This is a genomic window from Pseudomonas sp. 22515 (assembly GCF_052044625.1).
GTDB classification, from domain to species: Bacteria; Pseudomonadota; Gammaproteobacteria; order Pseudomonadales; family Pseudomonadaceae; genus Aquipseudomonas; species Aquipseudomonas alloputida.
Window position 1 is genome coordinate 13,767 of record NZ_JBQENN010000038.1, and the last position, 22,872, is coordinate 36,638.

At 62.0% G+C, this 22,872-nt stretch carries 19 protein-coding genes and 1 pseudogene; 5 read left to right on the top strand and 15 right to left on the bottom strand.

Going from position 1 to position 22,872, the window contains the following annotated elements; genetic code table 11:
- Positions 1 to 13: 13 nt before the first annotated feature.
- From ampE to ACTJJN_RS24970, 3 genes are all read right to left on the bottom strand, one after another.
- Positions 14 to 844 (bottom strand): regulatory signaling modulator protein AmpE, encoded by an 831-nt coding sequence (ampE, locus tag ACTJJN_RS24960; RefSeq protein WP_003247314.1) that lies wholly within the window; start codon positions 842 to 844, stop codon positions 14 to 16.
- Positions 841 to 1,413 carry a 1,6-anhydro-N-acetylmuramyl-L-alanine amidase AmpD gene (gene ampD, locus ACTJJN_RS24965; protein ID WP_004575862.1) on the bottom strand — a complete coding sequence of 191 codons (573 nt, stop codon included), beginning with the start codon at positions 1,411 to 1,413 and terminating at the stop codon, positions 841 to 843. Before ampD ends, ampE begins: the two co-directional genes overlap by 4 nt.
- An 88-nt stretch (positions 1,414 to 1,501) precedes the next feature.
- Complete coding sequence (locus tag ACTJJN_RS24970) at positions 1,502 to 3,655, bottom strand: DUF1631 domain-containing protein (protein ID WP_012051210.1); 2,154 nt, start codon at positions 3,653 to 3,655, stop codon at positions 1,502 to 1,504.
- Between the two features lie 243 nt (positions 3,656 to 3,898).
- Here ACTJJN_RS24970 and nadC point away from each other — a divergent pair, with 243 nt between their 5' ends.
- Complete coding sequence (gene nadC, locus ACTJJN_RS24975) at positions 3,899 to 4,747, top strand: carboxylating nicotinate-nucleotide diphosphorylase (protein ID WP_012051209.1); 849 nt, start codon at positions 3,899 to 3,901, stop codon at positions 4,745 to 4,747.
- A gap of 75 nt (positions 4,748 to 4,822) precedes the next feature.
- Here nadC and trxB read toward each other — a convergent pair whose 3' ends face one another.
- On the bottom strand, positions 4,823 to 5,785 hold the full coding sequence (trxB, locus tag ACTJJN_RS24980) for a thioredoxin-disulfide reductase (protein WP_003247318.1): 963 nt from the start codon (positions 5,783 to 5,785) through the stop codon (positions 4,823 to 4,825).
- A gap of 330 nt (positions 5,786 to 6,115) precedes the next feature.
- Here trxB and cysZ point away from each other — a divergent pair, with 330 nt between their 5' ends.
- Positions 6,116 to 6,844, top strand: coding sequence for a sulfate transporter CysZ (gene cysZ / locus ACTJJN_RS24985; protein WP_004575866.1), 729 nt, complete (start codon positions 6,116 to 6,118; stop codon positions 6,842 to 6,844).
- 279 nt (positions 6,845 to 7,123) lie between these two features.
- Here the strand turns inward: cysZ and ACTJJN_RS24990 are convergent, their stop codons facing one another.
- The 4 genes and pseudogenes from ACTJJN_RS24990 to ACTJJN_RS25005 form a co-directional block, all read right to left on the bottom strand.
- Positions 7,124 to 7,747 (bottom strand): GAD-like domain-containing protein, encoded by a 624-nt coding sequence (locus ACTJJN_RS24990; protein WP_012051208.1) that lies wholly within the window; start codon positions 7,745 to 7,747, stop codon positions 7,124 to 7,126.
- 15 nt (positions 7,748 to 7,762) lie between these two features.
- The gene (locus ACTJJN_RS24995) at positions 7,763 to 9,100 is read right to left on the bottom strand and encodes a DUF6861 domain-containing protein (protein ID WP_440781703.1); all 1,338 of its coding nucleotides are present in this window, start codon (positions 9,098 to 9,100) and stop codon (positions 7,763 to 7,765) included.
- Positions 9,101 to 9,325: 225 nt separating this feature from the next.
- Positions 9,326 to 9,757 carry a methyl-accepting chemotaxis protein gene (locus ACTJJN_RS25000; protein ID WP_370626866.1) on the bottom strand — a complete coding sequence of 144 codons (432 nt, stop codon included), beginning with the start codon at positions 9,755 to 9,757 and terminating at the stop codon, positions 9,326 to 9,328.
- A gap of 162 nt (positions 9,758 to 9,919) precedes the next feature.
- Positions 9,920 to 10,663, bottom strand: a pseudogene (locus ACTJJN_RS25005) (PAS domain-containing protein); the annotation flags it as partial.
- Between the two features lie 157 nt (positions 10,664 to 10,820).
- Here ACTJJN_RS25005 and ACTJJN_RS25010 point away from each other — a divergent pair.
- Entirely contained in the window at positions 10,821 to 12,011 is a 1,191-nt protein-coding gene (locus ACTJJN_RS25010; RefSeq protein WP_440781704.1) for a glycosyltransferase family 4 protein, read from the top strand.
- Positions 12,012 to 12,075: 64 nt separating this feature from the next.
- Here ACTJJN_RS25010 and ACTJJN_RS25015 read toward each other — a convergent pair whose 3' ends face one another.
- Positions 12,076 to 12,558, bottom strand: a complete 483-nt coding sequence (locus ACTJJN_RS25015; RefSeq protein ID WP_012051204.1) for a glutathione peroxidase — start codon at positions 12,556 to 12,558, stop codon at positions 12,076 to 12,078.
- 145 nt (positions 12,559 to 12,703) lie between these two features.
- Positions 12,704 to 13,189 (bottom strand): FKBP-type peptidyl-prolyl cis-trans isomerase, encoded by a 486-nt coding sequence (locus ACTJJN_RS25020; RefSeq protein WP_003247325.1) that lies wholly within the window; start codon positions 13,187 to 13,189, stop codon positions 12,704 to 12,706.
- Here ACTJJN_RS25020 and ACTJJN_RS25025 point away from each other — a divergent pair.
- Together ACTJJN_RS25025 and pta are read left to right on the top strand one after the other, a co-directional pair.
- The gene (locus tag ACTJJN_RS25025) at positions 13,188 to 13,490 is read left to right on the top strand and encodes a DUF3565 domain-containing protein (RefSeq protein WP_014755346.1); all 303 of its coding nucleotides are present in this window, start codon (positions 13,188 to 13,190) and stop codon (positions 13,488 to 13,490) included. The genes ACTJJN_RS25020 and ACTJJN_RS25025 overlap by 2 nt on opposite strands.
- A gap of 31 nt (positions 13,491 to 13,521) precedes the next feature.
- Entirely contained in the window at positions 13,522 to 15,609 is a 2,088-nt protein-coding gene (gene pta, locus ACTJJN_RS25030) for a phosphate acetyltransferase (RefSeq protein ID WP_003247327.1), read from the top strand.
- Positions 15,610 to 15,688: 79 nt separating this feature from the next.
- On the opposite strand, the gene ACTJJN_RS25035 is transcribed toward pta, so the two are convergent.
- The 5 genes from ACTJJN_RS25035 to ACTJJN_RS25055 form a co-directional block, all read right to left on the bottom strand.
- Positions 15,689 to 16,408, bottom strand: coding sequence for an OmpA family protein (locus ACTJJN_RS25035; protein WP_003247328.1), 720 nt, complete (start codon positions 16,406 to 16,408; stop codon positions 15,689 to 15,691).
- 109 nt (positions 16,409 to 16,517) lie between these two features.
- Entirely contained in the window at positions 16,518 to 17,162 is a 645-nt protein-coding gene (locus ACTJJN_RS25040; RefSeq protein ID WP_440781705.1) for an MBL fold metallo-hydrolase, read from the bottom strand.
- Between the two features lie 334 nt (positions 17,163 to 17,496).
- Positions 17,497 to 18,189, bottom strand: a complete 693-nt coding sequence (locus ACTJJN_RS25045) for a sensor histidine kinase (RefSeq protein WP_010952009.1) — start codon at positions 18,187 to 18,189, stop codon at positions 17,497 to 17,499.
- The gene (locus ACTJJN_RS25050; RefSeq protein WP_003247330.1) at positions 18,186 to 19,793 is read right to left on the bottom strand and encodes a tetratricopeptide repeat-containing response regulator; all 1,608 of its coding nucleotides are present in this window, start codon (positions 19,791 to 19,793) and stop codon (positions 18,186 to 18,188) included. Before ACTJJN_RS25050 ends, ACTJJN_RS25045 begins: the two co-directional genes overlap by 4 nt.
- A gap of 159 nt (positions 19,794 to 19,952) precedes the next feature.
- Positions 19,953 to 22,670, bottom strand: a complete 2,718-nt coding sequence (locus ACTJJN_RS25055) for a LuxR C-terminal-related transcriptional regulator (protein ID WP_440781706.1) — start codon at positions 22,668 to 22,670, stop codon at positions 19,953 to 19,955.
- Positions 22,671 to 22,872: the final 202 nt, after the last annotated feature.

A 22,872-nucleotide genomic window follows, 5' to 3' on the forward strand; every position in this document is an offset into this window, starting at 1 on the left:
GATTGGCCCCGAATCAGACCAGCACGGTCCACAGCGCGAACCCGGCATACCACAGCACTGCACAGCGCAACAGCAATTCCCACAGGCTGTCCAGCCGCCCCAACCCGCGCTGGCTGTCCTCCTCCTCGGGAATGTCATCGGCAATCCGCCCCACCCGAGCCACCAGGTGCCCGGCGCTAATGTGCCAGTTGAGCACCTCGTGCAGCATCACCCGTGTCACCGCGAGGAAGTTGCCCACCAGGGCAAAGCTCAACGCCAGCGCCCGCACCGGCAACCAGTCCATGATGTGCCGCAACTGCTCGGCACGCGCCTTCAAAGCCGGCTGCTTGCTGTGCTCACTACACAGCGCCAACAATCGATAAGCCAGCGCAGCGCCAGGGCCCAGTACGAAATACCAGAAGATCACCGCAAAAAAGCCCTGGTACACCTGCCACAGCAAGTTACCCTGCACCCGCACCAGCAAGCTGTGCGGTTCATCGGCCACCAGGCCCAGGTCGCGCTCGGCTACGTGCAGCGCCGCCTGATCGTCCCCCCGCCGCCAGGCATCACGAAACGCCCCCAACGATGCCTTGGCATCGCCGCGGCCCAGGCTGTAGATCAGCACCAGCAGGTGCACCGGCAACGCCAGCAAACCATACGCCACCGGCTCCAGCACATGCAGCAGCAACACCAGCAGCGCTACCGGCGCCAACACCAGGATGGCCAACGTCCACCACGGGTGCACCTTGCCACTGCGCTCCAGGCGCACCAGTTCACCAAGAAAGAACCCGTCACGCTGCACCTTATGGCGCAGCGCCGAAAACTTCTCGACCCACAGCGCCAGCACCAACACCAGAAAACTCATGCCTTGTCCTCGTTGTGCTGCAGCGCCTGGCGGTAGCGCGGCCAGTCGAAGGCCGGGCCGGGGTCGGTCTTGCGCTGCGGGGCAATGTCGCTGTGGCCCTGAATGCGGTTCAGGTCGATGGCCGGCCAGGCACTGCGGATGTGCCGGGTGAGTTGCTCCAGCACCGCATACTGGGCATCGGTATAGGGCAGGTCGTCGGTGCCTTCCAGCTCGATGCCGATGGAAAAGTCGTTACAGCCTTCGCGCCCGTCAAAGCTCGACACACCCGCATGCCAGGCACGGTCATGCAACGACACGAACTGCGTCACCGCGCCGTCACGCTCGACGAACAGGTGCGCCGACACAGTCAAGTGGTTGATGCTGGCAAAATACGGGTGTTCATCAGGGGCCAGGCGGTTCTGGAAGAATTGCTGCACCTTGCCCGTGCCGAAACAGGCCGGGGGCAGGCTGATGTTGTGGATCACCAGCAGGGAAATCGATTCGCCTTCGGGGCGCGCATTGAAGTTCGGCGAGGGGCAGTGGGTGATTCCGATTCCGTGGAACCAGCCAGTGGCACGGTCCAATTGCATGGGCAGATCCTGAAAAACGCCGTGAACATGCCCACAGTATGCCCTGCGGCCAACGCCGTGTGCATGTGAATGATTGTAATGCGACTGCCTATTGCGCCTGCCCTTGCCGCAAGCTCTCAAGTACCGCCTCCAGCGCCCGTTCGAACAACAGGCGATCATCCAGTACGCGCACTTCGTGCCGCTGCAGTGCCTGGGCCAGGCTGGCGCTGCTCCACTCGCGCACTTTCATGCCGGTGCGGTTGGCAAACACCAGCCTGTCACTGCTGTCGATGCGCGCGACTAGCTTGCAGCGCAGTGGTTCATCCTCGTCGAGCACCTCGACCCAGGTGCCGATGCGCAGGCGTTGCGCCTGGCGCAGCGCTGCAGCCTGCCCGTCGGCAGCGTGCAGGGGCACGCAGGCGGGCTCTTCGGCAATCGTCAGCACAATCTCTTCAGCCACCCGCACATCGCCCAAGGATTGGCCCCCCGGCAGCGCCTCATTACCTGCGCAGGCCCGCAGGTGCAACTGTTCCAGTTGCAGGAAGAACTCGCGAGTCGCCACCGCGTCCAGGGCTACGCTGGCCAGGCCATCGCGCAGCGCCTTGAGCAGGCCTGGCACCTGCTGCAGCAAGGCTTGTGGCTCATGTGGCGGCGTGATGCTGGCCAGCAGCATGTCCATCGTCTGCACTGCGTCGTGCCAGGCCTGTGAGGCCTCGCCCTGTTTCAGCCAAGCCAGCAGCAGTACCTGGCTCCAGGCCTGCACCAGCATTTGCACCACCACCTGCGGCAGTACCCGGCCACGCAGGCGCTGGTTGAGCACGTGCTGCACCTGCTGCCTGGCCTGCATTGCCCGGGCACGGCCTTCTTCGGCGTCGCGAGTGCGTTGCTCCAGCAACTCGTTACGTCGCCGTTCGTCCTGATTGAATGCCAGGAAGTCGTCGAGCAACTCGGCGAACAGGCTGGCATCGTCGGCAAAATCATTGAGCAGGCGCTGGACGATCCGCTCTACCCGCATGTGCAAGCTGTCACGCTGGCACTCGCTGCCGCACTCCCAGCCAATCGCGGCGCCGGCGATTTCGTTGAGCAAACGGCGCGCCGGGTGGCTACTCCGGCTGAACAGCCCCTTGTCCAGTAGTGCCACCTTGAGCAGGGGAATATGAAGGCGCGTAATCAGCGCCCGCAGGCTGGCCGGCAGGTTGTCGTCGTTGTGGATGAACGCGAACAGCAGGCCAACCAGGTTGATCATGTCTTCGTCAGCCACGTGAAGGCGCCGACGCGTGCCGCTGCGCACACTCACCCGCAACAGCAGTTGCTCAAGCTGCTGGCCGAGCTCGAAGTCATCGGCCTCGTACGTGGCGGGCACATAGCGCTGCAAATGCGACAGTAGCCGGAGCAGGTCAGCGGTACTGATCGGCTGGGCGGCAGCCACCGCGTGCAAGCGCGGAGCGAACTGCCCGCGCACCGGCGCCAGCAGTGCCTGCAACGAGGCAAACAACGCCTGCCCTGCGGCGTCCGCCCCCTCCTCCTGGCCAAGGTTCGCCGGCCCGGGTCGCGCACGCATGCGCCGGTCTTCGGCACGCCGGCGCGGCGCCGGTTGCAGCTCGGGCAGCACGCCGGCAGCGGCCAGCAACTGGTTGGCTTCGCCATAGATCACATCGACATCGCGCAGTACATAACGCTCGAACAGCTTCAGCAACACCAGCTTGACCCGCAGGCCAACGCCCAGATTACGCCCGGCATCGAGAAAGTAACGACACAGCGCGGCTGGCCCCAATGGGTTGTGCTGCTCGTACAGGGGGCGGTCGAGCAATGCCTGCAGGCGCAGACCCAGTTGCTGCAGGGCGATGCCATCGCGTGACAGCACCCGCACCACCATGCCCTCGATGGCGGCGGCCCGCTCCATTTGAGCCTTGCTGCGCGGGTTGCCCGGCTCGACCAGGTTTGCCAGCAAGTCGACCTGGCCGGCTCGGAGGAAAGCATCATGGAACGTATCCAGAAAACCACGCTCGATGCTCTTGCGCTTCAGGCGCAGGTCACGCATGGCCTCGAAGTACAGGTTCTGGTCACTGCGGTCAAAGGCCTTGTCGGCCATTTCGAAGAGCATGTCATCGGCATTGTCGAACAAGTCCTGCAGGCCCTGACGCAACTGCAACGCGGCCTTGTCGCGCACCTGCAGCAACACGACCGGAAGGCAAGGATGAGGCGTGCGCCCCCCTCGGTCGATGGCTGCCGCCAAGGGCACCACCTTGCCTTCTTTTTGCATCCTGGACTCCTTGCAGGGTGTCTTGCCCGAAAGGGCTGGAAAATCGTCAACGCCATGGCGCCAAATACCAGTCACCATTATCGGTAAAAAATCGCATAGCTACCAGCGCCGTTTCGCTGGCTGGCTAATGACCCTGATCGGCTCCGATTACTCACGACGTCCGACCAAAGGTCAGCGCCAAGGCGGCTGTACACACCGGCCCCCTGCCCTATAATCGCGGGCACCTAGCTTGTGGAGCCGACCATGCCGAACCTACGCCTTGCCGACCTGACCGCTGAAATTGAAGCCAACGTGCGCCGCGCGCTGTTGGAGGACATCGGCAGTGGCGATATCACCGCGCAACTGATCCCGGCCGAGCGCCTGGCCAAGGCGACCATCATCACCCGTGAAAACTGCGTGGTCGCCGGTACCGCCTGGGTCGATGCCGTATTCCGCCAGCTCGACCCGCGCGTTGCAGTGCACTGGCAGGTGGCCGACGGTGAGCAGGCCACTGCCAATCAGCCGTTGTTCCACCTGGAAGGCCCGGCCCGTTCGCTGCTCAGTGGGGAGCGCAGCGCACTGAACTTCCTGCAGCTGCTGTCGGGGGTCGCCACCCGTGCGCGCTTCCTCGCCGACCTGGTAGCCGGCACTCAGGTGCGCCTGCTGGATACCCGCAAAACCCTGCCGGGGCTTCGCCTGGCGCAAAAATACGCAGTGACCTGCGGTGGGTGCGACAATCACCGCATAGGCCTGTACGACGCCTTCCTGATCAAGGAAAACCACATCGCCGCCAGCGGCGGCGTAGCCGAGGCGGTGGCCGCAGCACACCGCATTGCGCCGGGCAAGCCGGTGGAAATCGAGGTCGAAAGCCTGGACGAACTGCGCCAGGCGCTGGCCGCTGGCGCGGACATCATCATGCTCGACGAGCTGAACCTGGAAGAAATGCGCGAAGCCGTGCGCATTACCGCTGGCAAAGCCAAACTTGAAGCCAGCGGCGGGGTCAACGAAACGACCCTGCGGGTGATTGCCGAGACAGGGGTGGACTACATCTCGATTGGCGCCATGACCAAGGATGTGAAAGCGGTGGACCTGTCGATGCGACTGAGCCTGTGAGCTGATAGCAGACAATAAAAAACCGGCGCTTGGCCGGTTTTTTATTGGGGGCGCTTTGCCCCCCTTTTTCTCAGATCAGAACGAGGCGTTGGCCAAACCGTCCAGGTAGCGCTCGACATCCAGCGCCGCCATGCAGCCCGCACCGGCCGACGTGATGGCCTGGCGGTAAACGTGGTCAGCCACGTCGCCAGCGGCAAACACACCCTCGACGTTGGTAGCGGTGGCGTTGCCTTCGCGACCGCCATTGACTACCAGGTAGCCGTCTTTCAGGGTCAGCTGGCCTTCGAATAGCGAAGTGTTCGGGGTGTGGCCAATGGCGATGAACACGCCGTCGACCTTGATTTCGTCGCTGCTGCCGTCGTTGTTTTTCAGGCGCGCACCGGTTACACCCATGTTGTCACCCAGCACTTCGTCCAGGGTGGCGTTGAGCTTGAGCTCGATCTTGCCTTCGGCCACACGGGCGTTCAGCTTGTCGACCAGGATCTTCTCGGCGCGGAAGGTTTCGCGACGGTGTACCAGGGTCACTTTGCTGGCGATGTTGGCCAGGTAGAGTGCCTCTTCCACGGCAGTGTTACCACCACCGACCACGGCGACCGGCTTGTTGCGGTAGAAGAAACCGTCACAGGTGGCACAGGCCGAAACCCCCTTGCCCATGAAGGTTTCTTCCGACGGCAGGCCCAGGTAGCGAGCGCTGGCGCCAGTGGCGATGATCAGCGCATCACAGGTGTACTTGCCGCTGTCACCCTGCAGGGTGAACGGCTTGTTGGCCAGGTCGACAGCGTTGATGTGGTCGAAGACGATTTCGGTTTCAAAACGCTCGGCGTGCTCTTGCATACGCTGCATCAGAGCCGGGCCGGTCAGTCCGTGGGGGTCGCCCGGCCAGTTGTCGACTTCGGTGGTGGTGGTCAGCTGTCCACCCGCCTGCATGCCGGTGATCAGCAGCGGCTTGAGGTTGGCACGGGCGGCATACACCGCAGCGCTGTAACCGGCAGGGCCGGAACCGAGAATGATGACGCGCGAATGACGTACTTCAGACATGTCGAACTCCTGTCGAGCGGGCCGCAGGGCCGGCATCGGTGTACCGGCTGCGCCAGCCAAGAAATTAAAAAGGACCCACGCAGCACTTGGGGAAGGCTAAAACGCGCAGGCCCGCAAAGCGAAAAGTTGAGCGCACTGTAGCGAGGTCGCAAAGATTAAGGAAATATCCTTAGACAATCCACCTCATAGGCATCGCCTATGCTGCGATTTCATCGATAAACAAGCCCCGGGCGCTTTTGTTACATCCCGTTTCCCGCCCACGGCGTGCCTTTCGTCGGCGCGGCAAACTCGGTAAGGTCAGCGCGTTTTCCTTCTCTGCGGAGTCTCTAGATGCAAGCCCCTGTCCTCTCTGGCCCCCAATACCTGCGCGAAGGCCTGAAACTGGTGCTGAGCCCCAACCTGCGGTTGTTCGTGCTGCTGCCACTGGCAGTCAACCTGTTGCTGTTCGGTGGCCTGATCTACTTCGCCGGCCACCAGTTCGGCCTGTGGCTCGATGCCCTGATGCCCACGCTGCCTGACTGGCTGAGCTTCCTCAGCTACATCCTCTGGCCGCTGTTCGTTGCCTTGCTGGTGCTGATGGTGTTCTTCACCTTCACCTTGGTGGCCAACATCATTGCCGCGCCGTTCAACGGTTTTCTGGCGGAAAAGGTCGAGGTGGTAGTGCGTGGCGAAGACACCTTCCCAGCCTTCAGCTGGGGCGAGCTGGCAGCCATGGTACCGCGCACCTTCAGCCGCGAAATGCGCAAGCTGGGCTACTTCCTGCCACGCGCCATCGGCCTGTTCATCCTGTCGCTGATCCCGGTGGTCAACGTGGTGGCTGCGCCGCTATGGCTGATCTTCGGCGTGTGGATGATGGCCATCCAGTACATCGACTACCCGGCGGACAACAACAAGATGAGCTGGCAGGACATGCTCGCTTGGCTGCGGCAGAAGCGCTGGCAGAGCCTGGGCTTTGGCGGCATCACCTACCTGGCGCTGATGATTCCAGGCGTGAACGTGCTGATGATGCCGGCGGCGGTGGCCGGGGCTACGTTGTTCTGGGTGCGGGAGCGGAGCTGATTCCTGGGCCGTGTGCGATTGACATGAATGGCGCGGGCCCCTAGGGGAGCGGCCTTGTGTCGCGATNGATTGCTGGGGCCGCTTTGCGGCCCTATCGCGACACAAGGCCGCTCCCACAAAAAAGCAGAGCGTGACTGGCCTGGTTCACTGCCCCACTGGCTGCAAAACTGCCCCACCACATCCACCACCGGCTGCGCCCCGTCCTGAATCCCTATAATCACGCTGCCAGTCTCGTCGGCCAGCGCCAGCCTTTGCTCAGCCTGGCGGTTGACTGCGGCATTAATCTGGCTGCTCGGAAAAGGAGTAAGGTTGAAGATCTGTCAATTGCGCCAGAAAGATCAAGTGTTCAACAGCGCTGACTTTTTTGAGATGTTGCAGGGAGTCAGCCCCGCCCAGCATGAGCGCGGGGAAAAAGCCGTACATCTCGTCATGTTTAAGTCTACCCAGTTTTTCCTTGGCAGGATTGAAGAGACCGTTGAAATCCATTGACTCCACTTCTCTTGACAAAATAAAGCCTTGAAGCTCAGTATTTAGTTGTTCCTTTGTGAATTCAGTTCGATAAAATATATACTGAGACCCAACGCTTGTTATTTCCAATGAAAATCCAGTTTTTTCTCCCCAAAGGTACAAGTCTCCGAAGGCACTTCTTGCAACCAAATGATAGCTGTCGTGCGAAGCAAGTGCCGTGCCTGCAATCCAGCAGGAAACTACGGCGTCGTATTCTTGCGGATTGACTAGCCAGAATATGCCCTCACCGTAGCCCCCCCACCCATGCTCGGACCAATATTCCAAAAGCTTGGGAGGAAGCTTGTCTCTGTATCTTTCGATTGAGGAGCCAGGTACTTCCCGGCGGTCAATCGGCGGACCGAAATTCTCAATCAAACTGGCAAATACTTTATCCATTTCAAACTTCTCACCTTAGCACTTATGTAATTTGACATTCATGCGGATTGAGCCTCTGGACTCCAGGGATACCGTTTCGGCCGCTTTCTTTAAGTTGGGTATCCTGGTTTTCCATTGGGCGCCTATCACTGAGTTTACCTGGCGGTCCCCAAAGTCCGATATGACGTCTCTACCTCCGGCGACGAGATCCGGATTGTGCAGTGCTGCTGTAATTGACATCCGGTTTCTGGCTTTTTCTATTGCAACCCGTTGCGCTTCAAATGGGCCCATGGTTTTCCTGAGCTCTTTTTCAATTTTTTCCTTGATAAATTCTTGCTCCTTTTTTCTCGCTCTCTGGGCGAGCCCTTTATTGCGCTGATTTGGGTTTTCAACTTTTTCCAAAAATTCTTCAACGGTCATCCAGTTGAGCCCGTCTTCCTGGCCATTCAACTGTCGTTTGAATTCGCCTATTTTGTATTCCGGTACTTTATCAGCTTTGAAACATTCAACGTTATGCAATGCCATCGCGCCCGGATGGGTCTTTGTTGGTGCTTTCCTGGGCTGATTCGGGCTAACGGGCTGCGGATCATCCATCGCCCCCTTGCGCCGCTCCGGCACCTGCAGATCCGGCCGTTTCTTCAACCCCTCTTCATGCTGGAGCATCCATTGCCCCAGCCGCGCGCCTTTGCGGCTGGCCGCCATTTCCTGGGCCAGCACCCGGGCATCGCCGCGCCCGCGGGTGAGGTACGACACAATTGCCCCCAACAACAGCACCACGACTTCCACATGGCCTTGGGCAATCTGATGCGTGGCCCGGGATATCGCATAGGGGTCGTCCCGGCAGAACGGGCCGGTGCCTTCATTGCCGCAGGTGCCTTCCCAGGCGAAGCGGATGCCATCGACGTAGTACTCGCCGATACGCGGCAAGCCCTCGATGAAGAACTCGGCAATGGAAGCCAGCCCCAGCGCGCCAAGGATCCAACCACTGACCTTAAGGCCCATGGCCGCGCCTGCGCCGGCGAACGGAATGGTTCCGGCGCCGCCGGCGAATGCGCCGACCCCTGCGCCAAGCAGGCCACCGGTAACGGTGCTGCCGACGACGATCATCGCCATCTGCTGCACGACCCTCAGCAGTTCGTCGACGATGCTGTTGATGTCGAGGTCGGCGAAGCGCTGGCGTAGCAGGTGCGCCGCCTGCCATTCGGCGTGGTAGAAGGCTGTGCGGACAGCTTCGATCCGGCGCAGGTTGAGGCCCAGTGAGGCGACCTCTTCATTGAGGCTGGTGCGGAACTGGCCACCGCTTGGGTAGCCCACCATGGCGATGACACGTGACTCGATCTCGTGCCAGGAGGGCACGAGGTAATCCAGGTACATGAGGTGTCTCCCTGACAACGTGTGCAGGGGGAAATCCCATCATGGATTCGGATCGGAGGTTTCTGAGTCAGTTGTAGGAAAATGCGACTTCGTTTCCGGCATGCTCGGCGAAGTTCAGCTGTTCAGTTGTTGCTGTGGGTAAGGCTGGAAATTTTTATCGTTCTTGAGATCGAGCGCCGCGCAGGCGAAGCTCGATCCCATGGCCATTACAAACCCCAAGCCATATCAAAGACTCAGCCGGCTGGAAAACTGCCCCACTACGTCCACTACCCGCTTCGCCCCGTCCTGGATCTCGACAATCACGCTGCCCGTCTCATCCGCCAGCGCCAGCCCCTGTTCGGCCTGGCGCTTGCTGGTGTCGATGATCGACACTGCCGCCTGCGCCAGTTGTTCGTTCTGCTGTACCACCCGGGCGATTTCTTCGGTGGCGGTGCTGGTGCGAGAGGCCAGTTGGCGCACTTCGTCGGCAACGACGGCAAAGCCCCGCCCTTGCTCACCGGCACGGGCGGCTTCGATGGCCGCGTTAAGGGCCAACAGGTTGGTCTGCCCGGCAATGTCGCTGATGGTCTTGATGATCGAACCGATCACCCGCGACTGGGTATCCAGCGCCTGGATGCCGTCGGCCGCCTCTTGCATCGAAGCCTCCAGTCCACGCATCACGGTGACAGTCTGGGTGACCACTTCGGTGGCCTTGCGAGCACTGACATCGGTACCCAGCGAGGTGTTGTAGGCGACATCTGCCGCCTCGGCCACTGCCAGCTCCTGATTGACCTGATCGGTGATCACGGTGGCGAACTTGACCACCTTGTACAGCACATCGTGGGCATCGAAGATCGGGTTGTACGAGGCCTCCAGCCAGATCACCCGGCCATGGGCATCAATGCGCTTGAAGCGCTCGGCAACATATTCGCCACGGCGCAGCCGGTCCCAGAACGCTTGGTAGCCAGCCGAGTTGACCTCCTGCGGTTCGCAGAACATGCGGTGGTGCTTACCGCGAATCTGTTCCAGGCGATAGCCGACGGTGGCCAGGAAACGTTCGTTGGCAGTGAGGATGTTGCCGTCGAGGTCGAACTCGATCACCGCAGTAGAGCGCATCAACGCCTTGATCAGGCTTTCGTGCTCGCGTGAGGTCTCGATGGTTCGGGTGAGGTCGCTGGAATGCAGGGTGAAGTACTTGATGCGCCCCTCGCTGTTCTTCACCGGCTGCAGGATCGAGCGCAGCCAGGCTTCCTGACCATTGCCCCGCAGAAGACGGAACGCACCGTTCAGGTGTTCGCCACGGCTGATCGCGCTTTTCATGCGCTGGTAGAAGTCCAGCGACTTTACGTGGGCAGGGACGATGTCCTCGATATTGCGTCCAAGCAATTGTTCGGCACGGTAGAGCATCTCGCTCTCGAAGTTGCCGTTGACCATCTCGATCCGTCCCTGAGGGTCGAGCTGCAGCACCAGCATCTCGCTGTCGAGACTACTCTTGACCTGTTCAATGGACATCAGGTCTTCGCGCAGTTGCCGGATTTCTTGCTTGAGCTTGTTGTTGAACATCACCGCTCTCCTGGAGCGCATCACGTAGTCGAATGCATCTTCATCGGCTGCCGGGGACACCTTCTTGAGTGCTGTGCGAGGAAATATTCATGAAGGCAAACGTGCCAGTGGTCAGGCGTCATCTTTACGTCACAAGGCGGTCACATTAGCGCAACCCGGCAGGTGGAAACTTTTTGTCATGAATACACCCGCCCTACGCATTACCCTGGTCAGCGAAACCTTCCCACCCGAGATCAATGGCGTGGCCAACACCCTTGGCCGCCTCAGTGAAGGGTTGCGCCAACGCGGCCATGAGGTCGAGGTGGTACGCCCGCGCCAGGCCGGCGAAGGGCACGCGCACAACGACCCGCAGCTGATGCTGTGCCGTGGCTGGGCGCTGCCGGGCTACCCGGGTTTGCAGTGGGGCGAGGTGTCGATGCACAAGCTGTTGCGCCGCTGGCGCAGGCAGCGCCCGGATGTACTGTACATCGCCACCGAGGGGCCGCTGGGGCTCAGCGCCCTACGCGCGGCCCGACGCCTGGGGGTGGCGGTGGTCAGTGGCTTCCACACCAACTTCCCGCAGTATTCCGGCCAGTACGGCCTTGGCCTGCTGGCGCGCCTGCTCACTCACTACTTGCGCTGGTTCCATCGGCGCACGGCAATCACCTTGGTGCCGAGTGCCAGCCAGCGCCTGGAGCTGGAGCGTCGCGGTTTCGAACGCCTGGAGTTGCTGGCCCGAGGGGTCGATGCCTGCCTGTTCAATCCGGCCCGGCGCAGCCAGGCCCTGCGCGAAAGCTGGGGGCTAGGCCCGGAGGACATCGCCGTACTGCATGTGGGGCGGCTGGCGGCGGAAAAGAACCTGGGCTTGCTACGGCCTTGCTTCGAGGCATTACGCAAGACGTATCCACAGAAGCGCCTGCGCCTGATCATGGTCGGCGACGGGCCTCAGCGGGCCAGCCTTGAACAACAGATACCGGACGCCGTGTTTTGCGGCGCCCAGCGCGGTGAACGACTGGCCGAGCACTATGCCAGCGGCGACCTGTTCCTGTTCCCGAGCCTGACCGAAACCTTCGGCAATGTGGTGCTCGAAGCCATGGCCTCAGGGTTGGCGGTGGTTGCTTATGACGAGGCGGCCGCAGCGCAGCATATTCGTCATGGCCACAGTGGCGCGCTGGCCATGCCGGGGGACCAGGCGGCGTTTGTCGACGCTGCTTGCTGGTTACTGGAAGAAGTGGAGACGTTGCGCAGGGTGCGCCTGAATGCGCGACAGCATGCCAGCCGCCAAGGCTGGCCGGCGATTGTCGAGCAGTTCGAGGGGTATCTGGATAGCGCTTGTCGCAATGTCAGTGCTGCGGCTGGGCGTTCGACGCAGTATGTGCAGCGCCTGTGAAAGCGAGCGCCGCGCAGGCGGTGCTCGGCTTCGCAGGTGCCACAATGATCGCGCCCGGCACTATTCAGACCAGTGCTTTTTCAATGGCCTGCACCACTGCCGGGTCATCCGGCGCCGTGCGGGGTGAGAAACGCGCCAGCACCCGGCCATCCTTGCCCACCAGAAACTTCTCGAAATTCCAGGTAATGTCACCGGGGAACTCGGCCCCCTCGCCTGCCAGCAGGCGGTACAACGAATGGCGCTGCGGCCCGTTGACATCCAGCTTGCGCCCCAGCGGGAAGCTGACCCCGTAGTTGAGGCTGCAGAAGTCCTGGATTTCCTTTTCGCTACCCGGTTCCTGCCCGGCAAACTGGTTGCACGGCAGGCCAAGCACATTGAAGCCCTTGTCCTTGTAGATCTGGTAGAGGTTTTCCAGGGCCTTGTATTGCGGCGTCAGGCCACATTTGGAGGCGACGTTGACCACCAGCACCACTTGGCCCTTGAAGGGTGCGAGGGGCAGCTCTCCGCCGTTCAGCGCTTCCAGTTTCAGGTCGTGAAATGCACTCATGATGAAATCCCCTCTCAGGTTCCCGGTTGCCGTGCAGGCGAATTTCGCCCACTAAAAAGGCGCTCGTCCAAACCGTTCACCTCCCGTAGGAAGGCAAATCGGCTTGCCCGAGCGCCTGGCGACTTTCTGAGCTTAGCGCAGAAAATCAGTGGTGATGGCCACCTTCACCGTGGATGTGACGGTGAGCGATTTCTTCGTCGCTGGCGTCACGCACGTTCACAACCTTGACCTGGAAGGTCAGGCGCTGACCGGCCAGTGGGTGGTTGCCATCAACGGTGACGTCGTCGCCGTCGATGTCGCGGATGGTGACGATCTGCATCTGGCCGTCCGGCGCCGAAGCGTGGAACTGCATGCCCACTTCCAGCTCGTCGACACCTTCGAACAGGCTACGGTTCAGGGTGCTGACCAGTTCGGCCAGGTACTCGCCGTAGGCCTCTTCAGGTTCAATGGAAACGTTCAGCTCGTCACCAGCCTGCTTGCCTTCCAGGGCTTTTTCCAGGCCCGGGATGATGTTGCCGGCACCGTGCAGGTAAACCAGCGGCGCGCCACCGGCGGAGCTGTCGATGGTCTCCCCGGCGTCGTTGGTCAGGGTATAGTCGATGGAGACAGCCTTGTTGGCGGCGATCAGCATGGGGCAAGACCTTTTGCAAAAGAATGTAGAGCGGACAAGTGTAACCTTGCCATCGTCCGATTGCGAACGTGGTGCAGACGAGCAACGGCCCATCAGTCGGATCAACGGCTTTCATCAGGACGAAGAAGGCCACTGGGTGGTGGAACTTTCGTGCGGCCATACCCAGCACCTGCGCCACCAGCCGCCGTGGCAGGCACGCCCTTGGGTGCTCGACCCGGCACAACGTGCGCAACACATCGGCCAACCTTTCGCTTGCGGCTGGTGCGCACAAGGGGCCGATAGCGCTACCCTTGACCGTTAATTTCTTGCACCGCTTATTTCGAGAAGCACGCATGCAGACATTTTTCATTGCGCCGACCGACTTTGGTGTCGGCCTGACTTCGATCAGCCTGGGCCTGGTGCGCACCTTGGAGCGTGCCGGCCTGAAGGTCGGCTTTTTCAAGCCTATCGCCCAGCCCCACCCGGGTGACACCGGCCCCGAGCGCTCAACCGAACTGGTCGCCCGCACTCACGGCATCAAGCCACCGGTCCCACTGAGCCTGGCCCACGTCGAGCGCATGCTCGGCGATGGCCAACTGGACGAGCTGCTTGAAGAAATCATCCGCCTCTACCAGCAAGCCTGCGTCGGCAATGACGTGGTTGTGGTCGAGGGAATGGTGCCCACGCGCCACGCCAGCTACGCAGCGCGGGTCAACCTGCACCTGGCCAAGAGCCTGGATGCCGAGGTAATCCTGGTATCGGCCCCGGAAAACGAAGTGCTCAGCGAGCTGTCTGGCCGGGTCGAACTGCAGGCCCAACTGTTTGGCGGCCCACGCGACCCGAAAGTGCTGGGGGTGATCCTCAACAAGGTGCGTACCGACGAGAGCATGGCGGACTTCGCCACCCGCCTGCGCGAGCACTCGCCATTGCTGCGCGGTAATGACTTCCGCCTGCTTGGCTGCATCCCCTACCAGCCCGAGCTGAACGCACCGCGGACACGCGATGTGGCCGAGCTGCTCGGCGCCCAGGTGCTCAATGCTGGCGATTACGAGCAGCGGCGCATGAGCAAGATCATCATCTGTGCACGCACGGTGGCCAACACGGTCCCGCTACTGACCTCGGGTACCCTGGTGGTAACCCCCGGCGACCGCGACGACATCATCCTCGCTGTCAGCCTGGCAGCGATCAATGGCGTGCCCCTGGCCGGCTTGCTGCTGACCAGCGACAGCAAGCCTGACGTGCGTATCCTTGGCCTGTGCCGCGGTGCACTGCAGGCCGGCCTGCCGATCCTTTCGGTCAGCACCGGCTCGTACGACACCGCCAACCAGCTTAACTCGCTGAACCGCGAAATCCCGGTGGACGACCGCGAGCGTGCCGAGTTCATCACCGACTTCGTCGCCAGCCACCTCGACGCGGCCTGGCTGCACCAGCGCTGCGGCACGCCGCGCGAACTGCGCCTGTCACCGGCAGTGTTCCGCTACCAGCTGATCCAACGTGCGCAGCAGGCCAACAAGCGCATCGTCCTGCCAGAAGGCGCCGAGCCACTGTTGGTGCAGGCCGCAGCCATCTGCCAGGCCCGCGGCATCGCCCGCTGTGTGCTGCTGGCCAAACCCGAAGATGTTGACGCCGTGGCCCGCGCCCAGGGCATCACGTTGCCGCCAGGGCTGGAGATTCTCGACCCCGAACTGATTCGCGGGCGCTACGTGGAACCCATGGTCGAGCTGCGCAAAAGCAAGAACCTCAACGCACCGATGGCTGAGCAGCAACTGGAAGACCCGGTGGTGATCGGCACCATGATGCTGGCCCTGGACGAAGTGGACGGCCTGGTCTCGGGCCTGGTTCACTCCACGGCCAACACCATCCGCCCGGCCCTGCAGCTGATCAAGACCGCACCCGGCTCGAGCCTGGTCTCGTCGGTGTTCTTCATGCTGTTCCCCGAGCAGGTGCTGGTGTACGGCGACTGCGTGATGAACCCGCACCCAAGCGCCGCCGAGCTGGCGGAGATTGCCCAACAGAGTGCCGAATCGGCGCAGGCCTTCGGCATCGCGCCACGGGTGGCGATGATCAGTTATTCAAGCGATTCGGCCAGCGATGAAGAAGTTGAGAAAGTGCGCGAAGCGACACGCCTGGCACAGGACGCGGCCCAGGAGCTACTGATCGATGGGCCGTTGCAGTATGACGCAGCGGCCAACCCGGCGATCGCCCGAGAGCTGGCGCCGGCGAGCCCGGTGGCCGGGCGCGCCACGGTGTTCGTGTTCCCCGACCTGAATACCGGCAATACCACGCACAAGGCGGTGCAGCGCAGTGCCGACGGGGTCAGCCTGGGGCCGATGCTGCAGGGTTTGCGCAAGCCGGTGAACGACTTGCCGCGTGGGGCGCAGGTTGACGATATCGTACATACCATTGCCCTGACGGCGATTCAGGCCAGCGTGGCGCGCTAAAAGCAGAGGCTTCTTTGCAAGCTTTGTGGGAGCGGGATTGCCCGCTCCCACAGAGCTGTAAAGCGGCCCTGAAGGTCAATCAGGGATACTGCTGAACCTGACCTTGCTGCTCGTACTGCTGACCCGGAATCGGCTTCAGGTTCACTTCCACACGGCGGTTCTGCGCACGACCATTGGCGTCAGCATTGCTGGCGATCGGCTGATCCGGGCCCATGCCACGGACAGAGATACGCGAGGCATCCACACCCTGCGAAGTCAGGTAGGTACTGACCGCCTGCGCACGGCGCTGGGACAGGTCCATGTTGTGCTGGCGGCTGCCCGTGCTGTCGGTGAAGCCAACCACTTCGATGGTGTTCTGGTTGAACTGCTTGAACGAGCCTGCCAGGTTGTTCAGCGGCGAGTAGAAGCTTGGGGCGATGTTGGCCGAGTCGGTGGCGAAGGTGATGTTGCCCGGCATGATCAGCTTGATCTGGTCACCCTGACGCTGCACTTCCACACCTGTGTTGGCCATTTGCGCGCGCAGTTCAGCTTCCTGCTTGTCGGCGTAATAACCATAACCGGCTGCAGCGGCACCCACAGCGGCAGCACCGATCAGTGCACCCTTGCCACGGTTGTTGTGGTCGATGGCAGCGCCGGCGATGGCACCGGCCAGCGCCCCCAGGCCGCCGTACTTGGCGGTCTTGCTCATCCCTGTGGAGCCCTGCGCCTGACCCTGGTTGTCGTAGGGGTTCTGGCCGGCACAGCCGGTCATCAGTGCAGCGGCGGTTGCGACGATAATCAGACGACGCATGGTGAACATGGACAAGCTCCTACTGAAATTCATAAATGCGGCAGATCCCAAAGGGTTCTATGCCAGCCTTGGAACGCATCGGCAACGAAAAATTCCATGAAAGTGCCTTCATGTGCCATCAGGCACGCACGAATGGATTTTCCCGCATCTCGTCGCCCAAACGGGTGTCGGGCCCGTGGCCGGTCACCACGATGGCCTCTTCGTCCAGCCGGTACAGCCGCTCTTTGATGGAACGCACGATTGCCCGCTGGTCGCCACCCCACAAATCGGTGCGGCCAATCCCCCGGCGGAACAGGGTGTCACCGGCAATCAACAACTTGGCGTCGGCGAACCAAAAGCTCATCGAGCCCGGGGTATGGCCTGGCGTATGCAACGCCACACCGCAGCCGCAGACCAGTTCTTCGTCATCGCCCAGCCAGCGGTCCGGTGCCGGTACCGGGGTGTAAGGTACGCCGAACATCTGGCACTGCATCTCAAGGTTGTCCCACAGCATCTGGTCGTCCTTGTGCAGGTGCAGCGTGGCACCCGTCAGCTCCTTGAGCTTGCCTGACGCGAGGAAGTGGTCGAAGTGCGCATGGGTGTGGATGATGCTCACCAGCGTCAGGCCGTGGACCTGCAGGCGGGCAAGGATCTTGTCCACATCACCACCCGGGTCGACGACCATGGCTTTCTTGGTCAGGGGGTCGCCGATCAGCGTGCAGTTGCACTGCAAGGGGCCGACGGGGAAGGTTTCGCGGATGAGAGCAGGCGGGGCTTGGGTCATGGTGTTCTCGCAGGTGAAGCTGGGTTCTGCTGGGAGCCTGACAGGAAAATGGGGTGGGTGCACGAGGTTCATGTCTTGAGCGAAGTGGCGCCTGTGAGCTCGAGCGCCGCCCGCGCGGCGCATCGCGAGCAAGCTCGCTCCTACATTTGTTTCGGGCCAGTTATTCCTGAGGCGGAGGTGCGCGCCACCTTGGTGCCCACCTCGATATTGCGTGGAACAAACAAGGCGGTCGCGCGCGAGGGTGCAGGCAATACTGGCCCGAAACAAATGTAGGAGCGAGCTTGCTCGCGATGCGCCGCGCGGGCGGCGCTCGATCGCCCAGGCACCCAATACCTCAAGGCAAAAACAACCTGAACAACCCGCCCCCAAGCGCCCCGCCGTTGGAGATCTCGATCCGCCCGCGCACCCCGCCGCTTTCATGCAACGCGGCGATCCGCGCCGCAAAATACAACCCAAGGCCGGTACTGCCGCTGGTCGAGTCGATGCCCTGGATGTAATCCTCCTGGCGCTCGAGCATGTGCTTTGGATAACCCGGGCCGTCATCGTTGACGCAAATGGCCAACTGGTTGTCGGCCTCTTCGATGGTGATCAGCAAGGCGTGCCCGGCAAAGCGGGTGGCGTTGGTGATGACGTTGGCGATCACCGAGGCCACCAGTTCGCGGTCGAAGAAACCCAGCGGGTTGTCGGTGTCGATGCGCCAGGTGGCGAGAATGTCGTTGTGCTTGAGTACTTCCTCGTGCGCCGCCAGCTGGGCTTCGATGAAATCATCCAGCTCATGGTAGTCCGGGCATACCGGCAACTGGTTCACACCCAGTTTGTACAAGCCCAGCAACTGCACCAGCATGCCGTTGAGGTGACGAAATTCATGCTCCATGATCCCCTGTTCGGCACCGCCGCGCAGTTCCTCGGGCAAGCGCTCCACCCACTGGCTGTGGGACTGGATCAGCGCCGACAACGAACTTTTGAGGTCGTGCACGGTGGAGGCGATCACCGTGGAAAAATCCAGCCCCTGATTGTCTTGATTCATGCGCCGAACACTCGGATGTGCAGTTTGCGGTAACGGTCATAGCGATTGTCGCTGGCAGGGATACCGGCCACGCTGGTCAAGGCGTCGCGGCACTCCTGCATGATCGCAGGCTGAGGGTTGTCACCGCCGATGCGCAGCAGCGCCTGGGCGGTGTTGAGGGCGATACTGATGTTCTTCGGCTGTAAACCCAATGCCTTTCGGAACAGTTGCAACGCCTCGCCAAGCTGCCCTCCCTGGTAACTGCGCACACCCTGCCGATTGAGGGTGACCGCTTCGGTAATGGCGTTGAGCACGCTGGGGTCATCCGTCAGCTTGCCCACTTTCTCCATGACCTTGGGGTCATCGCCATAACTTTCCACACAGTTCTTCAGCACGCCGATGGCGGCGGCTTCCTGCCCCATCGCCTGCAGTTGCGCAGCGACCGTCAGGGCCGAATCGACAGAGAAGAACTGGTTCATCTTGTCCAGGCGCTGAATCGCCTGTTCTGTCAGCTTGCCGGCCGTTTCCGGGTCGCCGGCCTGCTGCAGGCTGGCGGCCTTCATCATCCGCGCACGCACCTGCAGGCCTTGGTCTTCGGGGTTTTCCTTGGCCACTTCGCTGAGCGTGGTGTTGATCTCGACCCGGGTACGGGCGTCCAGGCCGAAGCCTGCATTCTTGCTCATCAACGCCTGCACCAGGCCAAGGTTGTTTTCGGCATCCTTGTAGCGCGAACTCTGCCCCTGGTTCACCGCATGGCGGAACGCCTTCGATGCGCTTTCGAAGTCTTCGTTCTCCAGCGCCAGCTTGCCCAGCGTCGACTGCCGACGCACCGACAAAGGCGACAGGCGCACGGCTTCTTCAAGCAAGTTCTGCGCGCGCCGGGTATCACCCTGCGCCACCAGCACCTCGGCCATGCCATCGTAAAGGCCTGGCATGATCGGGAACGCCTTGAGCGCCTGCTCGTATACACCCTGGGCCTGGGCATTCTGACCACGCTTGTGCATCAGTGCGCCCAACGCGGCATATACCCACGGCTGCGGACGGCTGGCCAGGATGGCCTTGAGGAATTTTTCCAGTTCCTCGAAACGGTTGAGGTTGCGCAGGGCATCGGCCCGGTAGCGCAAGCACAAGGGTGCCAGACGCGGATCCTTCTTGCACAGCTCGGCGCAGGCCGCCAGTACTTCGGCCGGACGGTTGCGGTCCAGCGCCTGCAGGATCGGTTTTAGCAACGTCTTGCGCTGGAACAGTTTCTCGACGCGCTGGGCAAGGCCAACCCGGTTGAACGGTTTGGTCAGGTAGGCATCGGGCTCGTGCTCGATGGCGCTAAGGACAATCGCCTGACTGCTCTCGGCAGTGACCATGATGAACACGCACTCATGGCTGATGTGCTTGTCGATGATCAGGTCTTCAAGCACCTGCTGCCCGTTCTTCTTGCCATCGCCCAGATGGAAGTCCTGCAGGATGAAGTCATAGCGCTTCTGCGCGCACATGCGCAGCGCCTGCTCGCCGCTGTCAGCGGTGTCCACGTCGCGCACGCCCAACTCGCGCAGCATGGAACGGGTCGACGTACGAAAGTCGGTAAAGTCGTCGACGATCAGAAAGCTCTTTTGCCCGTACTGCAGCATCAACACGACCTGCCTTGGAATGATTGAAAAATCGCGCGAGGCGATGCCACCGATCGCTGTATCGGCAGCTGGTCGGGAAAGATGAGGGTAGAGCATTGTCGGCCAAAAAATATGGCGTCAGGCCATCACTTTAACGAGCAATGACCTGCAGGGCCAGTATCACGCCAGCAACCCCAGGGATTTGGCCTTGGCCACCGCCTGGGTGCGCCGCTCCACGCCCAACTTGCTGTTGATGTGGCTGGCGTGGGTCTTCACCGTGTGCAGGGAAATGAACAGCCGCTCGCTGATCTGCTGATTGGAACAGCCTTGGGCAATCAGTTCGAGCACAGCCATTTCGCGGCCACTCAGCGCTTCGCCGTTGCCCGTACTGGCGATTGGCACTGGCGGCAGGTGCTTGAGCAGTTCCGCCTGAACCGGGCAAGCGGCGCCTGCCTGCAGTTGTTCCTGAAGCCATTGCGGGTGTTTTTCCAGCAGTGGCTGCATCGGCTGCATTACACCGCCATGCGCCGCTTCCAGCAAGCTTGGCAGCAACTGCGCGGCCTGCCCTTCCTTGCCTTCGTCCAGCAGCAGGACAAGCCATTGGCTCAGGGCGCTGACGGTAAGCATCATGCCGCCACTGGCCTGGCCGCGCTTTACCAGGCATGCCAGGCGTTGCACGGCATCGTCGCTACGCAATTGGATGCGATCGAGCGCTGCCTGCTGCAACGCAATGTGCAACGGCAGCAGCGGATGGAATTCCGGTGCCGCCGCCGGCTGCTCGCCGCCATAGGTCTGGCCCAGGCGCTGCAGCCAGGACTCCGCCAGGTCGGTACGTCCCTGGGCCAGCCACAGTTCGCATTTGACCAGGGTAATCATGGCCAGGTAGTAGACCGGGGGCACATCCCAGATGTGCATCAAGCGCTCGGCCTCGGCCAGTTCGGCAAAGGCCTCGGCAAAGTGACCTTCCCGGCCATCGAGCGTGGCAATCACGCAATGACCGATGAGCACACTGATGTCCCGGCACGCTCGCGCCTCACCCAGCCCGGCGCGCAAACGCGCGCGGCCCTGAGCTGGCTGCAGACGCGAGACCAGCAGGTAACCTTCATAAAGCGTCAGCCGCGCACGCACGGCATACAGCCGCTGTGCGGAAAGCCCTTGCAGACGTTGTAGCCCCTGGCGCACTTCGTCCAGCGCGCGCAGCACCTCGCCACGGGCATGCAGCACCCGCGCCCGATCGTAATGCGCCAGCGCCTCGAACAAGGGGTTACCGACCCGCTGGGCCAGCTCCAGGGCCTCGCGGTTCCAGCCTCGGGCCCGCCAGAAGTCGCCATCGGCAATGGCCAGGTTGGACAGCGTCGACAAACACACCAGGCGTTGGCCGTAGCGCTTGCTCGGCAGGCTCTGTAACGCTTCGCCGCAATAGGCCAGGGTGCGCTCGCGGTCGCCACGGCCACGGGCAATGACCCCACTGAGTGCCAGCCATTGGGCCAGCATCGACTTTTGCGCGGTCGCCGAAGGCGCGGGCAGAAAGCGACTGAGGTAGCCGGCCAGTTCTTCGGCAGCATCCAGCTGGCAAGCCAGCCCCAACGCCCAGCTGTACAGCACGATCAGCCGCGGCGTGCTGATCAACAGACTGTCGGGCAGGTCCATCTTCCAACGCAGCAACATGCCGACGTTCTGCTCGGCCAGCAGTTGCTCTTCGGACAAACTTTGCACCAGGTCGGCGGCAACATCGAGGTGGCCGGCACGCAAAGCCTGCTCCACCGCCTCGTCCAGCAGGTCCTGAGCTTCAAACCAGCGGCAGGCCCGCAAATGCAGAGCGACCTGCGATTCGCTCGCCTGTCGGCTACGCAGCAGGTCGGAGAACAAATGGTGATAGCGGAACCAGTGCCCATGCTCGTCCAGCGGCACAAGGAACACCTGATGCGCCTGCAGGAAGGTCAGGACGGCGGCACTGTCGTGGCGGCCACGCATCGCATCGCAAAGCGGAGCGCAGAAACGCTCCTGGCAGGCGGTTTCGTACAAGAAAGCCTGCACGTCTGCAGGTAGCCTATCGATGACTTCTTCAAGCAGGTAGTCGCGGATCAGACCCTCGCCACCATGCAGCGCCTGGGGCAAGGCTTGCTCGTCGGCGCTGTCGCTGGCCGCCAGTTGCCAGAAACGCAGCCCGGCGACCCAGCCGTCGCTGCGCTGGATCAGGTTGTCCAGTGCCTGGCCGCGCAGGCCGGTAGGCTGGCGACCGATCACTGCCAGCGACTCATCCGCGGTGAGGCGCAGGTCCTGTTCGTTAAGCTCGACCAACTGTCGGGACAGGCGCAGCCGCGCCAGGTGCCAGTCTGGCCGCTGGCGGCTGGTCACCAGCAACACCAGGCCGGGTGGCAGATGATTGAGGAAGAACTGCAGGCAACGGTCAAGCACCGGCCCTTGGGCCAGGTGATAGTCGTCCAGTACCAGCAGCAGCGGCGTATCAGCTTGTAGGTACAGCGCCAGCTCGTCGAGCAGGCCGTCGAGCCACTCTTCAAAGGCAAACGGCTGATGGCGCTGGCGCATTTTCAGCAGGCCCATGGCCTGGCCGCCCAGTGCCGGGCAGTATTGCTGCAGGCCTTCAAGCAAGCGCTCAAGGAAGCGGCCAGGGTCGGCGTCCCGCTGGCTCAGGCCAAGCCACAGGCTACGCCAGTGCTCGGGCAGTGTTTCGCAAAACTCGATGGCCAGGGAGCTTTTGCCGAAACCCGCCGGGGCATTGACCAGCAGCAGCCGCCCGCCCAAACCGGCTTCCAGCCGCTGGCACAAACGCAGGCGCTGCACATGGCCATCCGGCAGCGGCGGCCGGAAGAAACGCCCGTCCCGCAGGCCAAGGGCCTGACTCGCGAATCCATGCGTACGGGACAGATCTGTCATGGCCGGCTCGTTCTGGTTGGAAGACAACGGCGGTATGGATGTTTGCGAGACTAGCCGTTAACGCTGCGCATTTGAAGATGATGGACGCAATTGGCATGGAAAAGACTGCGACAAAAAGCAACATGGCTGATGGACAGGGGCTGGGGCGGGGGTTTGGGGAGGTATTCAGGAGGTTTATTGCCTTGCCCGGCCCCTTCGCGGG